Annotated in this window: 13 protein-coding genes; 6 read left to right on the top strand and 7 right to left on the bottom strand. The window is 61.9% G+C overall.

Annotated features, from left to right (window positions below; all coding sequences use genetic code 11):
• Positions 1–389: 389 nt before the first annotated feature.
• On the bottom strand, positions 390–1,883 hold the full coding sequence (locus GC119_RS10380) for a glutamate-cysteine ligase family protein (protein ID WP_151953105.1): 1,494 nt from the start codon (positions 1,881–1,883) through the stop codon (positions 390–392).
• 89 nt (positions 1,884–1,972) lie between these two features.
• Complete coding sequence (locus tag GC119_RS10375) at positions 1,973–2,428, bottom strand: DUF3817 domain-containing protein (RefSeq protein ID WP_070575496.1); 456 nt, start codon at positions 2,426–2,428, stop codon at positions 1,973–1,975.
• Positions 2,429–2,643: 215 nt separating this feature from the next.
• On the opposite strand from GC119_RS10375, the gene GC119_RS10370 reads away from it, so the two are divergent.
• From GC119_RS10370 to GC119_RS10360, 3 genes are all read left to right on the top strand, one after another.
• Positions 2,644–3,819 (top strand): VIT1/CCC1 transporter family protein, encoded by a 1,176-nt coding sequence (locus GC119_RS10370; RefSeq protein WP_370919394.1) that lies wholly within the window; start codon positions 2,644–2,646, stop codon positions 3,817–3,819.
• A 163-nt stretch (positions 3,820–3,982) separates the two neighbouring features.
• On the top strand, positions 3,983–4,255 hold the full coding sequence (locus tag GC119_RS10365) for a DUF4235 domain-containing protein (RefSeq protein WP_070575493.1): 273 nt from the start codon (positions 3,983–3,985) through the stop codon (positions 4,253–4,255).
• Between the two features lie 74 nt (positions 4,256–4,329).
• On the top strand, positions 4,330–6,693 hold the full coding sequence (locus GC119_RS10360) for a heterodisulfide reductase-related iron-sulfur binding cluster (protein WP_070575492.1): 2,364 nt from the start codon (positions 4,330–4,332) through the stop codon (positions 6,691–6,693).
• 321 nt (positions 6,694–7,014) lie between these two features.
• On the opposite strand, the gene aroD is transcribed toward GC119_RS10360, so the two are convergent.
• The 4 genes from aroD to GC119_RS10340 all read right to left on the bottom strand — a co-directional run bounded on the left by aroD (position 7,015) and on the right by GC119_RS10340 (position 10,536).
• A complete protein-coding gene (aroD, locus tag GC119_RS10355) occupies positions 7,015–7,815 on the bottom strand; it encodes a type I 3-dehydroquinate dehydratase (RefSeq protein WP_151953104.1) in 801 nt (266 codons plus the stop codon).
• Between the two features lie 17 nt (positions 7,816–7,832).
• Positions 7,833–9,155 (bottom strand): Dyp-type peroxidase, encoded by a 1,323-nt coding sequence (locus tag GC119_RS10350; RefSeq protein ID WP_151953103.1) that lies wholly within the window; start codon positions 9,153–9,155, stop codon positions 7,833–7,835.
• A gap of 2 nt (positions 9,156–9,157) precedes the next feature.
• Positions 9,158–9,751, bottom strand: coding sequence for a copper chaperone PCu(A)C (locus GC119_RS10345; protein WP_193215658.1), 594 nt, complete (start codon positions 9,749–9,751; stop codon positions 9,158–9,160).
• A 149-nt stretch (positions 9,752–9,900) separates the two neighbouring features.
• Entirely contained in the window at positions 9,901–10,536 is a 636-nt protein-coding gene (locus GC119_RS10340) for a hypothetical protein (protein ID WP_151953101.1), read from the bottom strand.
• A gap of 371 nt (positions 10,537–10,907) precedes the next feature.
• Here GC119_RS10340 and GC119_RS10335 point away from each other — a divergent pair, with 371 nt between their 5' ends.
• The 3 genes from GC119_RS10335 (at position 10,908) to GC119_RS10325 (ending at position 14,126) form a co-directional block, all read left to right on the top strand.
• Complete coding sequence (locus tag GC119_RS10335) at positions 10,908–12,179, top strand: quaternary amine ABC transporter ATP-binding protein (protein ID WP_151953100.1); 1,272 nt, start codon at positions 10,908–10,910, stop codon at positions 12,177–12,179.
• Positions 12,180–12,181: 2 nt separating this feature from the next.
• Positions 12,182–13,033: an ABC transporter permease gene (locus GC119_RS10330; protein ID WP_151953099.1), complete on the top strand. Its 852-nt coding sequence runs from the start codon at positions 12,182–12,184 to the stop codon at positions 13,031–13,033.
• Positions 13,034–13,124: 91 nt separating this feature from the next.
• Positions 13,125–14,126: a glycine betaine ABC transporter substrate-binding protein gene (locus GC119_RS10325; protein WP_070575473.1), complete on the top strand. Its 1,002-nt coding sequence runs from the start codon at positions 13,125–13,127 to the stop codon at positions 14,124–14,126.
• A gap of 96 nt (positions 14,127–14,222) precedes the next feature.
• Here the strand turns inward: GC119_RS10325 and GC119_RS10320 are convergent, their stop codons facing one another.
• Entirely contained in the window at positions 14,223–14,711 is a 489-nt protein-coding gene (locus GC119_RS10320) for a hypothetical protein (RefSeq protein ID WP_151953098.1), read from the bottom strand.
• Positions 14,712–14,720 lie beyond the last annotated feature (9 nt).

Here is a 14,720-nt window from a genome sequence, read left to right as displayed (position 1 = left end):
AAAATCCATGGCCAGAAAACAAAAAATCTGGCACCACGAAACAAACAAACACGCTATTGAGTTGACAAAGAACAGACACACAAAGAATCCACACCCACACACGCAGGCACATCATCAAAAGTGAAAGCTCACTACCCCAGAGGGCAGTCCGAATCAGATTGATTCTGCTGCAGAGACTTCGGTTCCAGTGGAAGCGGGGCCGCACCATTTAGAAGATCTTATCTTCGGCCTGGGGCCCGCTCGCTTCGGTGTTTTCCGTCCGAGCAACGAGGACTACTTTACACACAGTTCAGCGCGGGATGCAACTTTGCGCCGAAAGCATTTTCTGAGACCAGAAGATCCGCAGATTCTCGCGCCAAAACGACCCTTCCGCGGACGCGCAGCAGGGCTTATTCGCCAATCTGCCACGTGTGAACCGGCTCACCTTTTGCCTGGTTCTCCATGTACTGTTCGAGCATGAGAGCCAGAGCTCGCTGTCTTTCGGGACTGCCCGGACCGGTCTTCTTCGGCCTGATGCTGCTCAGCGTCCGCAGCTGCCACAGAGCACCGTTCTGCCTGCAGACAGCCCGGCCGTCGATGATTCCCATATAGCGCTCGATGAGCTTGTCGTTCACACCGAGCTTTTCGAGCCCCCTGCGCGCCTGCGGCACCAGGTGCTCGTGCACGAGCTTCGCCACGTCAATTGCACCGAGGGTCGGCCATTCCTGCCGGGCGTACAGGCCGGAGCGGGCGGCCGTCATGAAGTTCTTTTCGGCTGTTCTGAAAGGAAGCCGCGACCACACGGGCCGGGTCTGCTCCCCCAGGAACTTGACCAAGCCGTAGTACAGCGCCGCATCGGCGACCATGTCGACAACGGTCGGCCCTGCCGGAAGCAGTCGGTTCTCAACTCGCACGTGCGCCAAACCGTCGGTGCTGGGTGCATAGATGGGCCTGTTCCACCGCCACACCGTTCCGTTGTGCAGATTGAGGTAGTGCAGAGCCGGCGCTTCACCGCGCATGATCGGCGCACCCGAGTCTTCGCGGGATTCCGGCAGCAGAGCCGGGAAGTAGCGGACGTTTTCTTCAAACAGGTCGAAAATGCTCGTGATCCATCGTTCACCGAACCACACGCGCGGCCGCACTCCCTGGACGATGAGCTCCGGTGGGCGGGTTTCAATGGCCTGGGCAAAAACGGGTATACGGCTTTCGTGCCACACTTTCCGACCCAAGAACAGCGGAGAGTTCGCACTCAGCGCCGTCTGCACACCGGCAATGGCCTGCGAGGCGTTCCACGCCTGAGCAAAGCGCTGCGGCGACACCTGCAGGTGCAGCTGCATGGATGTGCACGACGATTCCGGTGCAATGTCCTCGAAATCGTGTTTGAGCTCTTCGCGGTCGGCAAGATCGATCGTGACAAGCTCGCCCCGGCTGTCCATCACCGCATTGCTCAGCGCTTTATAGCGGTTCTCTTGGGTAACCCAATCGGGGCTTTCGAGGAACTGCTCGGTCAGCGTCGGCAGCGTGCCGATCATCGCGACCGAAATGTCGTGTTCAGCCGCGGCACTGGCCGCGCGGTCAAGGCGTTCGCGCAGTCCGTCTTCAAGATCTTGAAGCCCGTCTCCCTCAACTGACAGAACCGGGTGGTTCATTTCGAAGTTGAACGAGCCGATCTCACTTTGGAAGTCGTCGTCATCGAGAGTCTTGAGCACGTCGAGGTTCACCGGGGCCGTCGCCATCTGCGCGTCGACCAGGTTGAGCTCAAGCTCCATCCCTATGGTTCCGCGGCTGACGAACTCCGCCTGCTGCAGATAGGCATCAAAGGTTTCGAGGTCATCGTTGAGCGCACGCCGGTAGTCGGTTCGCTCACGCGGGGTGTAGCGCTCTCGTGATACTGCGTCTCCCATAGATCAAGCCAACCACAAACCCGGCCTTTCAACCAGCCAGAGCGGCGCCGCGCCTCGCCAGAGCCGCTTCGGGCAACAACCCGGGACGGTCAGCTCTGCGGGACCGGCGGACCCAGGAACAGCAGGAAGGCGAAAAGAGCCGAGACCAGCACAATGCCGACCACAACAGCCCGGACCGGATTCTTCAGAGCCCACAGGCACAGGCGCTCAAACGGGTTGGCCGGCTGCCGTTGCGATCCAAGACTCCAGGTTTCCGGCAGCAGCCCCCTGCGGCGCGCCCAGATCTCAAACGGAACCGTGGCGTAGGGGATGACGGCCGAACCCAGGCCCAGCAGACCGCGGGCTTTGCCCCAGCGCTCCGAGGTCGCCACGAGCACCGTGACAACGCAGTACGCCAGGAACACGAAGCCGTGAACACCTCCTCCGATGCGCACCCCCAGTTCAGTGGTCTGGGTGACGTACTTGAGCACCATGCCGATGATCAGCATGGTCCAGGTGATCGCCTCGGCAATTGCGAGAATCGAAAACAGCCGTTTCGGTGACATTGACCTTTTCCTTGTGTGGAGTGCTCCTGCGCCGAGGCCGGAACAGAAGCCGGACCAGGCGATGATACTTCTGATTCTCCAGGCTGCGCAGTGCGCAGGCGTCAGCCAAAAGTATGAATCGGCCCCGACGGTGGGCAAAGCCGCTCCTGAGAACCCCGCGGACTTAAGCCGCGCTAAGAAATACTGCGCCTGAGCACCCTTCTACCATTGCCTGTGTGGAACAGAATTCTGCTGACTTCAGTGCCGATTCGGGCTTTGGCACCGGCGAGGCGGCGGCTTCGGCCGACCGCGCCTCGACCTCGTGCGGGAACGCTCCCGCGACCGACGACCCCCGCCTCATCAGACAGTGGCGCCGCTACCTGGCAAACGAACTCGTTGAAGAGCGGGTCTACCGCAGCCTCGCCATGAAGAAGACCGGCGATGAGCGGCGGATCCTCATTGCGATCGCCAACGCCGAGCGACGCCACCAACAGCACTGGCGCACACTCCTGGGCCATCACGCCGACAAGCCGGGCCGCCCCGACCTCGGCGTGGTCATTCTGGCCATGTTCGCCCGCATGTTCGGGTCGATCTTCGTACTCGCACTTGCCCAGCAGGCCGAAAGCAGCTCGCCGTACATCGTCGATGAGTACGCAACGGAGCAGATGGCCGCTGACGAGCGCGTGCACGCCGAAGTTGTGCGGGCTCTGGCCACCAAGAGCCGCTCTGACATGTCCGGCAACTTCCGCGCCGCGGTCTTCGGCGCAAACGACGGCCTGGTGTCCAACCTGGCACTTGTCATGGGCGTCGGCGCAGCCGGCCTGACCAGCGGACAGGTGCTGCTGACCGGCATTTCGGGGCTGTTGGCCGGTGCGCTTTCCATGGGTGCTGGCGAATACATTTCGGTGCGCTCTCAGCACGAGCTGATTGACGCTTCGAACCCCGAACCCGACGCCGATTCGATCCTGCGGGACCTCGACATCAACGCCAATGAGCTCGCCTTGGTCTTCCAGGCTCGCGGTATGGCGGAGGACGAGGCGGAGCTTGCCGCCCGCACCGCCATCGGCAGGGCGCGCACTCCCCACGGCGCCACTTTCCTGCCGAACTCGATTGCGCAGGAAAAACACGAGGGCACCGGGTCAGGCCTGGGCGCGGCGGTGAGCTCTTTTCTCTTCTTCAGCGCCGGGGCCGTCATTCCGATCATTCCGTACTTCTTCGGCCTCGACGGCACGCTGCCGCTGCTGATCTCCGCCGTGCTGGTGAGCATGGCCCTGCTGTTCACGGGAGGTGTGGTCGGTGTGCTCTCAGGCAAGGCCCCGATGCCGCGCGCACTGCGGCAGCTGGCAATCGGCCTGGGAGCGGCCGCCGTCACCTACGCGCTGGGCATGCTGTTCGGATCTGTTGCCGGCTGATCTTCCGCCGCGCGGCCCCGCGTTGCTTTCACAACCTCGGCGTGTGTCAGTGGGCGGGGATAGCATTCCTGGCAGCAGCTCAAAGCCGCACTGTGAACTGCCTGTGTCGTATCCTGTTGAGACAGAAGACACACAGAAGTTCACACTGATCTGAGGAGACATCATGGGCAAACTCGCTTGGAAGGTCATCGGCGTCGGCGGAGGCACACTCGCCGCTATCGCAGCACGCAAGGCAATCGGCCTGGCGTGGGAGAAATCGCTTGGCCGTCCCGCCCCGAACGACCCCAATGACACCGACACGGACATGGCCGAAGTCATCGCCTGGACCATCGTTTCGGGCGTCGGAGTCGCCATCGCCCAGATCGTCGTTCAGCGCTACGCCGCTCAGGCCATCCGCAGCCAATTCGGCAACGAAGCTGTTGCGGAATCCAACTGAGCACCCTTTTCTGTCCATCTTTCTGATGGATTTTCAGCGCCCTTGCGAAAGGGCCCCCTGGAGGTAAAACACACATGACAGCCCTGCAGATCGTCGCAGCGATCATCGGTGTTGCTGCGACCATTGTCGGCTGGACGATGTTCTTGACCCGGATCGGCAAGTTCGTCCAGTTCTTCAAGCTCGGCGCACCCACGCGCGCCGGTGAGCGCACCAGCGACGCCGGCGCCCGCACCGGCACCCTCATCAAGGAGTTCCTGGGGCACACCCGAATGGCGCGACTGCCCGTTGTGGCAATCGCCCACTGGTTCACCATGATCTCCTTCGGCGTGCTCACGCTCACGCTTGCTCAGGCCACCATGCAGCTGTTCAACCCGGCTGCGACCCTGCCGATCATCGGCCACTTCGTGCCCTACGAATGGATCACGGAGCTGTTTGCGATGACCGGCCTGATCGGCATCATCGTCCTGATCCTCGTCCGCCAGTCCAAGAAGCCCAAGGGCGAAACGCTCGATGAGCAGCGCAAGTCGCGCTTCTACGGTTCGAGCTTCTGGCAGGCCTACTACGTTGAGTTCACCATTCTGGGTGTCTGCCTGTGCATTGCCCTGCTGCGCGGCCTCGAATACGTGCTGCAGGGTCACGAAGGCCAGGCGAACCTCATCCTGCACTTCCCGCTGACCTTCTGGATCGGTGAGATCCTCTCCGGCCTGTCGATTCCGGTGGTGTCGGGTCTCATCGTCGCCATCGCACTGGCGAAGATCCTCATCTCCTACGCCTGGATGGTCACGGTTGCCCTCACCCCGACGATGGGTGTTGCCTGGCACCGCTTCCTCGCTTTCTTCAATATCTGGTTCAAGCGCCACGCAAACGGACGCACCTCGCTCGGCGCCCTCCAGCCGATGGTCTCCGACGGCAAAGAACTCGACTTCTCCGACCCCGACGCCATGGACGACTCCACCACAATGGGTGTGGGCAAGGTCGAAGACTTCACGTGGAAGGGCCTGCTGGACTTCTCCACCTGTACCGAGTGTGGTCGCTGCCAAAGCCAGTGCCCGGCTTGGAACACGGAAAAGCCGCTGAGCCCCAAGCTCATGATGATCAACCTGCGCAATCACTCCGCGGCCAAGTCACCGTGGTTGGAAGCCGCCAAAAAAGCGCAGGCCGAAGCACAGCCGCCGGCACCTCTTGCCGAAGACGCCGACAAGAAGGCCAAGCGCGCGTGGCAGAAAGAAATGGACGCCTACGAAGGCATTTCCGACCCGCACGAAAACCTCGACCTGCTGGGCACCCTGTCAGAAGCCGCACAGGCTGAGGCAGTCCGCCCGCTCGTAGGCGCACAGGACGTTGAAGAACTCGCAGAGCTCGGCGTCATCGACCCCGACGCCCTGTGGTCGTGCACCACGTGCGGTGCTTGCGTTGAGCAGTGCCCCGTTGACATTGAGCACGTCGACCACTTCGTTGACATGCGCCGCTACCAGGTGCTCATCGAATCGGCATTCCCCACCGAGCTCGGCGGTCTGTTCAAGAACCTCGAAAACAAGCAGAACCCGTGGGGCATGTCCCAGCGCAAGCGCCTCGAGTGGGCAAAGGACCTCGACTTCGAAGTCAAGCAGGTCGGCGCCGACATCGAAGACCTCGGCGAAGTCGAATACCTTTTCTGGGTTGGCTGCGCCGGTGCGTTCGAAGACCGCGCCAAGAAGACCACCCAGGCAACTGCGGAGCTTCTCAACATGGCCGGTGTCGACTTCGCAGTCCTCGGCGACGGCGAATCCTGCACGGGTGACCCTGCCCGCCGCGCCGGCAACGAGTTCCTGTACCAGATGCTGGCTCAGGCCAATGTCGAAGTGCTCAACGAAATGAAGGCGCGCAAGATCGTTGTGACCTGTGCGCACTGCTTCAACACGATCGCCAACGAGTACCCGCAGCTGGACGGCAAGTTCGAAGTCGTCCACCACACGCAGCTGCTCAACAAGCTCGTCCGCGAAGGCAAGCTCACCCCGATCGCTCCGTCCGAAGGCGAAAAGGTGCAGACCCCGGTCACCTACCACGACCCCTGCTACCTGGGCCGCCACAACCAGATCTACGAACCGCCGCGTGAACTCATCGGTTCGCTGCCCGGTGTGGAGTACCGCGAAATGGAGCGCTCCAAGGAAACGAGCTTCTGCTGTGGCGCAGGCGGTGCGCGCATGTGGATGGAAGAGACCATCGGTTCGCGCATCAACGTCAACCGCACTAAGGAAGCCGTGGCCACCGGTGCCGAGCAGATTGCGGTCGGCTGCCCGTTCTGCCGCGTCATGCTGTCTGACGGTCTGACCGCCGAACAGTCTGAGGGCAATGCTTCCGAAGGCGTCGAAGTCCTCGACGTCGCGCAGATGCTGTTGGCCGGTGTCAAGCGCGGTCAGGGCGGAACGGAATCCGAACAGGAACCCGCTGAGGTCTGATCAGCTCACTCACGTATGAAGGGCGCCACCGATTTTCGGTGGCGCCCTTCACGTTGTCTGCGCCCGAACACCTCGTCAATCAGCCAGCCAGCAAGCTGCCCGGCGCCTCGCCCCCTCGGTCCACAACATCCAACCGCACCCGGCACCTCGTCTGCACCCACACACCGCTCAGCAACAAAAACACCCGATAGCAGTACTGGTTTTCGGGAGTTTCTGTTGCTGACGGGAGTTTTCTTACGGTTAAAGCGCAGATCCCGGCTGATGGGTGTGCTTTGGCGATGCCTGCCGCCCAGGACCCCTGCCGAGGTGCCTTCAGATTCTTCAGCGAACTTCAGTCCAGATTGAACGCAGCTTTGCCACGGAAATCTGGCCGGGTGCTGTCGGTTCGTCGTCCAGTGGGGCGAAAGTCGCAGCGGAGCCGAAGTCCCCGCCGAATACCCGAGTGGTCCGACCCAGGGCGCCCATTGAGATTGCAATGATAGGCACCTCGGCCGTTTCGACAGCTGACGAGCAGACTTCCAAGACCCGCGCAACGTCGCTCGGGTCCTGGGGCATGACGGCGATTTTTGCGACATCTGCCCCCATGACGATCATGTCGCGGATCTTCGCCAGCAGAACCCCGGTACTCGGGGTGCGGTCGAAATCGTGGTGTGATGCCACCACCGGAATGCCTGCCTCCCCCGCGTGCTTGCACAGCTGATCTGCTGCTTCGCGATCGATTTCAATGTCAACAGCGATCCTCGGGTGCGCTTTGCTGGCCTGAGCAGATTCGGCGCAGCTGATGACTTCGGAGACGACGCCCGCGTAACCTGCTTCGTCGAGGTCAGCCTGCCCACCTTCTGCTGCCGACCGCAGTGTGATGAGCACAGGAAGTTCAGATTGGTCTTGAATGGCACGCTGGGCCATCTTCAACAGCTCGGCACTTTCGGCGCTGTGCTGACCAGCGCCGCCCACAAGCGCGTCGACCCGCCACTCGAAGGCATCGGCGCCAGCCTCTCGGGCGCGCCCAGCCCAATCAACTACCGCGCACGCTTGATCAAGCGTGCGCGGCGAAAACGGCACAATGACCTTCGGCCGATTGTTGTTCTGCGCGGTGGCGGGAATGAACGGAAGGCTGAGCATGATCTCAGCTTAGGCAATCATCCGAACAGAGTCTCGCCGATATAGCCGCCCTCAGACGCTCCGGGCGGAATTGCCCAAACGGTCGAACCGACCGGGAACGTCCATTCGTTGAGCAGGTCGCCTTCTGCCAGCCGCTTTTGAATCGGCTTGTACTGCCGTTCGATGTCCGCCTGGTAGCTGGCGAACATGAGCCCGGCATCGTTGATCTGGCGGACACCCTCTACGTCGTCCCGGATGGGCCCCTTGGTCAGCGACTGGTAGGAGTACACCCGACGGAAGATCTGCTCTTCGGGCTTTTTGTCATTGCGGGAGCGTGCCACGTGGCTGGCCGGAGAGATCTTCTTGAAGCCGTCGCTGCCGGCGGCCTCAAGATCTGGGACGTCGTGCTCGCGTTCGCCCGTGAGCGGCGAGCCGTCTTTCATACGCCGACCCACCGAGAAATCGCGGGCCGGTTCGTCTGCCAAGTCCCAGCTTTCCAGGTCCATCACAATGTCGCGCAGAACGAGCGTCGTACCGCCTGCCATCCAGTCGGGGTGCGCCGAATCCAGGTCCGCAGGCGCTTGACCGCGCGGCGTTTCCACCTGCTTGCGCCCTGAACTGCCGGGCCTTTCGGGTGCGTTCGGATCACCCCATACGAGTGCGGCGAAGTCGTCGGTGTCGATTTCAGGGTTGACGGTGCCGTCCACCTGGCCAAAGGGGTTGCGCACCGTGGTTCCCTTCGGGTCGGTGCCATAGGCCCGGCGGAAGCACTCCTTGGACCACGCGATCTCAGAGAATGCGCGCGAATCCTTCATGAGCATGCGCGATGCGTGGGCGAGTGTCAGCGGGTCATCAGAGCAGATCTGCATGAGCAGATCGCCGCCGCACAGTTCGGGGCGCAGCCGGTCGATCGGATATTTCGGCAGCGGCTTCAGCCACCCCGGCACCTTGTCGGCACCGGCGAGTTCAACGACTTTCCTGCCAAAGCCGAAGGTGACCGTCAGCGATGCCGGCTGGGCTGCCATTTCGGGTTCCGTGTCCGCCAGCGGTGCCCGGCCGTCGGTGAGTGCGGCCGCAGCGTCGCTGAGGATGCGCAGCCACCGGCGCATGGCAGCTGCGTCAACGTGATCTTTCAGTTCGACGGCAAGGAAGACGGCGTGCGCCTGCGGAGGTGTTTCCACCCCGGCCTGGTGCGGCCCATAGAACGGCACCGTCTGTTTGCCGGAAAAGCCTGCGCTGTCTTCACCGCCGCGGGCGGCGGCACCCATGACCCCATAGGTGCCGCCGATTCCCGCTGCGAGTCCAGCGCCGGCCCCAATGCCCGAGGCACCGAGGAGTCTGCGTCTGGAGATCTCAGTCATTGTTACTTTTTGCCGTCGCCGTGTTCGTGGTCACCGTGTTCGCCATGGCTGTCGTCGCCGCCCTTGTCGTCACTGCTTTCGTCGTCGCCGTGGTCCATGTGCTCACCGTGATCGTTTTCGCCCGGTGCGTACTCTTCCTTGGCGCCGGTGAATTCACGGGCGGCAGCGGTGATCTCAACATCGCCGGCCGAGGTGCTGAGGGTGATCTTGACTTCGTCGCCGGGTTTGATGTCCTTCTTGAGGTCCATGAGCATGATGTGCTCGCCACCGGGCTTGAGCTCAAGCTTTTCACCGGCGGGGATTACAAAGCCGCCTTCTTTTTCTTTCATGCTCATTCCGCCCTTGCCGTCGGACGTGGTCTCGTGCAGTTCTACGGTTCCGGCAACATCGGTTTCAGCATCAGCGATGATGATCTCCTGTTTGCCTTCGTTATCGATTGTGGCGAAGACACCGGTCATGCCCTTGTCCTTGGACACGGCCCTTGTCCACGGTTCGTCGACCTTGAGAACGTCAGCGGCAACAGAGTCCGCACCGCAGCCGGCCAGGGCCAGGGTTGCGGCAGCGAAAGCAGCCAGAAGGGTCTTGCGGAGTTTCATGATTGTCCTTTCGCACCCGCTCATGGGTGCACAAATAGGGGGGGGCATACGCCCAGGGAAGCGGCGCGCGGCCGCGGAATTTTAAGGCCTGCTCGCGGTCCGTTGCCGCGGGGCGGGATGAGGGCTTCCAGCAGAAAGTCCCTTGCGTGTCACACGGCAGCGGGAGGACCGCGCACCGACACCGAGCTGAAACGCTCCGAGGTGCCTGGATTGCGGGTGCGAAACACACCGGGGCGCTGAACGCGGCGGACTTGGGGCAGCGCACCGGCGAGAAGAACGAAGACGAGCGGGCCCACGACTTCGGTTAGCACCGCTTCGATGGATTGTTCGCCGAACAGCACAAAGCCTGCCGTGAGGACAACGGCAGCGATGTGGGCGGCCAGCATGAGCGGAGCGGAGTGGTCTGCGTGGCTCGCGGCGGAGGGCGCAGCAGTGCCCCCTTCAGGTGATACAAGCCCCATGCAGAGCGCATGGGCGGAAGTCTCCAGGAGTGAACCCGATCCGCGAGGTGTCGGTGCGGCGGTCGAGGCGAAGGTCATGAAAACGTGCAGCAGCCACTGTCCTGCTGCGACAACGGCAACGACCGAGAAGATACGCAGCCGGAGGGCCGAAAGGACGATTCCCAGCCAAGCGGCGACGAGAAAAGCGAACAAGCACGCTGCCGCCGAAGCTGCGCCGCCGGCACCGGTGTGGAACACCAGACCGCTGAACACAGAAAAGAAGGCCGCGGCGCAACCGCGAAGCATGCGAGCACGCCGCATGCTGAGCTTCTGTTCAGCAGTCATGCTCGCATTCTATCGAGCGGCAGACTGCTCTCCACGGCCTGCCGAATTCAGTCGACCACAGCCCCTCTTGTCCGCAGATGTCCGCAGAGCCTCATTTCTGCGCGGCAGTGCCCGTCGTCTGTGCGCGCGGAATAGAGGGGAGCTTGGGGTAACGTTTCAATAACAACGAAACGCTTGCATAACCCCTGGTCAGATGGGGTATTCAGACAATTGTCCAAAAAGTGAGCCGAATCTGATCACGCACTTCCAGCCGCCTGAAAGTGCTCTGTGTTTACAGTGGAACGTTGCCGTCGTCCGATTTTCGGCCGTCGGCGCCAATGCCCGCGCCACCCGGCGCGGATGTGCACAGTCAACCGGAAGGTGGCCACCCAGTGGCATTAGTCCGTGCATCGCACGTCTACAAAGTCTTTGGCCAACACGAAAAAGAAGTCATTCGCCGCATTGAGAACGGCGAAGACCGCGACGACCTGCGCGATTTGGGAACCGCGGCCGTCATCGACGCGAGCTTCGAAGTCGAACGCGGTGAAATCTTCGTCGTCATGGGGCTCTCCGGCTCTGGAAAGTCGACCCTCATCCGCACCCTCAACGGGCTGTGGAGCACCAGCTCCGGCTCCGTTGAGATCGCGGGCAAAGACATCTCGAAGATGAACGCCACCGAGCTGCGGGCGGTTCGCCGTGACCATATCTCTATGGTCTTCCAGCACTTTGCCCTCATGCCTCACCACACGGTGCGCGAAAACGCCGCCTACTCGCTTCAGCTGCAGGGTGTGGACAAGGATGAGCGCCTGAAGAAGGCAGACGAATGGCTTGAGACCGTAGGGCTGAAGGGCTGGGAGGACAAGTACCCGTCCGAACTGTCCGGCGGTATGCAGCAGCGCGTCGGCCTGGCCCGCGCCCTTGCCGCGGAGACCGACATTCTGCTGATGGACGAGGCGTTCTCAGCTCTCGACCCGCTTATTCGCCGGGAAATGCAGCAGCAGCTGGCTGAACTCCAGCACACCTTGAAGAAGACGATCATCTTCATCACCCACGACCTCAACGAGGCCATGTACCTGGGCGACCGGATCGCGGTTATGCGCAACGGCCGGATCGCTCAGATCGGCACGGCTGAGGACATTCTGTCCAACCCTGCTGACGACTACGTCCGCTCCTTTATTCAGGACGTCGACCGTTCGCGCGTCTACACCGCGCAGTCGGTCATGCGCCCGCCCACGAAATCGATCTACAACACCGCGGGTCCGAACGTGGCGATCAGGGAAATGCAGGAAGCCCAGGAATCGGCCGTTCTCGTCACCGACCGCAGCGGAAAGCTGCTCGGGCTCGTCACCGACGAGGACGCCGTCGGTGCTGCCAACCGCGGCGAACGCACCCTGGACAACATCATCCGCACCCAGGACATCCTCACCTGCCAGCCGGATGCTCAGATCGCTGACCTTTTCGCTCCGTCTGCCGAAGCCCCGGTGCCGTTGTGCGTTGTCGATGACAAGTGGAAGCTCTTGGGCGTTGTTCCCCGAGTCAAGCTGCTGCAGGCAATGGGCACTGAGTCCACCGCCACCGGCGAACTTCCCGCAGTCGCACCGGTACCGCAGCCAGAGACGAACGATGACGAAGACGCAGATACCGCAACCGGAAAGGAAGCGTGAGCATGAACCCGCTTGAACCCCACCTGCCGCTGGGCGAATGGGTTGACGATTTCCTCATCTGGTTCCAGCAGCACTTCGACTGGCTTCTGTCAGCCATCACCGATGTGCTGTCAAGCATGTACTCCGGGCTGAACTGGGTTCTGGAAACTCCGCACCCGTTCATCATGATCCTGATCTTCGCGGCGATCGCCTGGGCTGCCGCCACGTGGCGTCTGGGCCTTGTCACGGTGATCGGCTTCTACCTCATCCTGGCTCTGGGCCAGTGGGAAAACGCCATGAGCACATTCGCGCTCGTGATTGTGGCGGTGATCTTCGCTCTTCTCATCTCACTGCCGATCGGCGTGTGGGCCGCGAAATCCCGCGTTGTTTCGACCATTGTCCGGCCGATCCTCGACTTCATGCAGTCGATGCCCGCTCTGGCCTACCTTGTTCCGGCAATCGTCATGTTCTCCGTCGGTCAGGTGCCCGGTGCGATCGCAACGATCATCTTCGCGCTGCCTCCCGGCGTGCGGTTTACCGAACTGGCCATCCGCCAGGTTGACGGCGAGGTTGTCGAAGCAGCCCAGGCGTTCGGTGCAACACCGAGCCACATTCTGTTCAAGGTGCAGCTGCCCCTGGCACTCAAAACGATCATGGCCGGCATCAACCAGGTCATCATGTTGGCCCTGTCAATGGTTGTCCTTGCCGGTATGGCCGGTGCTGAAGGCCTCGGCGGCGCTGTCATCGGCGCTATTTCCCAGCTGGACGTGGCCATCGGCGTTGACGCCGGTGTCGCAGTGGTCGTACTTGCCATCTTCCTGGACCGCGTGACCGCAGCACTGGGCAGCCGCAACAGCGAGCACACCACAGTTTGACCCAGACCGACCGATGAAAGAGCCGTGCAGAGCGAAAGCCGCGCACGGCGCGCCGCTACCGAAGCGGACTGATGTGAAAAAGGAGAGAAACATGAAGTTTCCGAGAATTGCAAAGGTGGGAGCTGCGCTTGCCGCTTCCGCACTCGTACTGACCGGCTGCGGCAGCGCGGACAGCGGCGACGGCGGCGACACCGCTGCCGGAGACAAGAACTGGGCCGACTGCATTCCCGGGTCCGAAGCCAAGGACGTTTCCGGCGAAGATGCTGACGACAACAAAGAGCTCACCATCGGCGCGTTCAACGGCTGGGACGAGTCCTTCGCCGTGTCGAACCTGCTGAAGAACAAGCTCGAAGACGACGGCTACACCGTCGAAATCAAGGCATTCGATGCTGGTCCGGGCTACACCGCAGTTGCCAACGGCGATGTCGACTTCCTCGTTGACGGCTGGCTGCCGCTGACCCACGCCGACTACATCAAGAAGTTCGGCAACAAGCTCGAAGAGCAGGGCTGCTGGTACAACAACGCCAAACTCACGATCGCCGTGAACGAGGACTCCAAGGCCAAGACCATCGAAGACCTCAAGTCGATGAGCGGCGACTACGGCAACACCATCTACGGCATTGAGCCCGGTGCCGGTCTGTCCAAGGCCGCCAAGCAGGCTGTTGAAGACTACGAACTGTCCGACATGGACCTCAAGCTCAGCTCGACGCCTGCAATGCTGGCTCAGCTGAAGAAGTCGACCGAAGACAAGAAGGACGTCGCCGTGACCCTGTGGCGTCCGCACTGGGCCTACGATGCCTTCCCCGTCCGCGACCTTGAAGACCCCAAGGGCGTTATGGGCAAGGCTGAGGTCATCTACTCGTTCTCGTCGAAGGGCTTCGGCGAACAGAACCCGAAGGTCGCCCAGCTGCTGAAGAACCTCGTTCTGGACGACGAGCACCTGTCCAGCCTTGAAAACGTCATGTTCTCCGAAGACAACTACGGCGGCAAGGAACAGGACAAGGCTGCCCGCGAATGGATGGACGACAACAAGGACTGGGTCGAACAGTGGGAGAAGGGCGAGCTCAAGGGCGAACCCAACCCTGACGCCTGATCGCAGACGTCTGATTCAGCCGACAGGCTGAACTTCTACTAGACAGCAGTGGGGCCGCGGAATTTTCCGCGGCCCCACTGCTGTGTGCGCACGCAGCTACATCTTGAGCCAGATATCCTCGGCGGGCTTTTCGACAGCACCCAGCTGGAGGGCATCGTGCATCCAGGCCGGGCGATCTCCGGTGTCGGGCAGAACAACAGCCGTTTCTGCGAACACAACGCTGAACTGGTGCGCCAGAGCGGCAACAGCGGTAGCCCAGACGGCGCCTCGACCCTCTGCGTCCGGCTCTGAATCGGCGCCTGCCACAATCAGCCTCTCAATGCCCATGTCCTGCAGTCCCAGGGCGAGGTCGTCATAGGACTCAAAGGCGTCCAGGGTGGGTGAGGCCAGAATAAGATCGTCTGCCGTGGGAGCGGCAGCAACCGGATCAGCGCCTTCAATCGGTTCGGCAAAAGCGGACTCTTCTGCCGGAGCAGTCACGTAGGCAATGACGCCGTCGGCCATACGGGCTTTGTCAAGAAGCTGGATCAGCGGTGTGACGGGAACCGCTGATTCGTGCGTGTTGATGAGCATGAGAGCATCCATGCCCCCATT

Source organism: Brevibacterium sp. Marseille-P9724 (genome assembly GCF_902500275.1).
In the GTDB taxonomy this organism is placed as follows: Bacteria; Actinomycetota; Actinomycetes; order Actinomycetales; family Brevibacteriaceae; genus Brevibacterium.
The sequence above is the reverse complement of the archived record's forward strand: the minus strand, read 5'-3'. Positions and strand labels throughout refer to the sequence as shown.

What these genes read in the sequence shown, in the direction of transcription:
- GC119_RS10350 (WP_151953103.1), bottom strand. Translation starts at nt 9,155, where the DNA reads ATGACTGAGATCTCCAGACGCAGACTCCTCGGTGCCTCGGGCATTGGG.
- GC119_RS10320 (WP_151953098.1), bottom strand. Translation starts at nt 14,711, where the DNA reads ATGGATGCTCTCATGCTCATCAACACGCACGAATCAGCGGTTCCCGTC.
- GC119_RS10325 (WP_070575473.1), top strand. Translation starts at nt 13,125, where the DNA reads ATGAAGTTTCCGAGAATTGCAAAGGTGGGAGCTGCGCTTGCCGCTTCC.
- GC119_RS10330 (WP_151953099.1), top strand. Translation starts at nt 12,182, where the DNA reads ATGAACCCGCTTGAACCCCACCTGCCGCTGGGCGAATGGGTTGACGAT.
- GC119_RS10380 (WP_151953105.1), bottom strand. Translation starts at nt 1,883, where the DNA reads ATGGGAGACGCAGTATCACGAGAGCGCTACACCCCGCGTGAGCGAACC.
- GC119_RS10375 (WP_070575496.1), bottom strand. Translation starts at nt 2,428, where the DNA reads ATGTCACCGAAACGGCTGTTTTCGATTCTCGCAATTGCCGAGGCGATC.
- aroD (WP_151953104.1), bottom strand. Translation starts at nt 7,815, where the DNA reads ATGCTCAGCCTTCCGTTCATTCCCGCCACCGCGCAGAACAACAATCGG.
- GC119_RS10360 (WP_070575492.1), top strand. Translation starts at nt 4,330, where the DNA reads ATGACAGCCCTGCAGATCGTCGCAGCGATCATCGGTGTTGCTGCGACC.
- GC119_RS10365 (WP_070575493.1), top strand. Translation starts at nt 3,983, where the DNA reads ATGGGCAAACTCGCTTGGAAGGTCATCGGCGTCGGCGGAGGCACACTC.
- GC119_RS10340 (WP_151953101.1), bottom strand. Translation starts at nt 10,536, where the DNA reads ATGACTGCTGAACAGAAGCTCAGCATGCGGCGTGCTCGCATGCTTCGC.
- GC119_RS10345 (WP_193215658.1), bottom strand. Translation starts at nt 9,751, where the DNA reads ATGAAACTCCGCAAGACCCTTCTGGCTGCTTTCGCTGCCGCAACCCTG.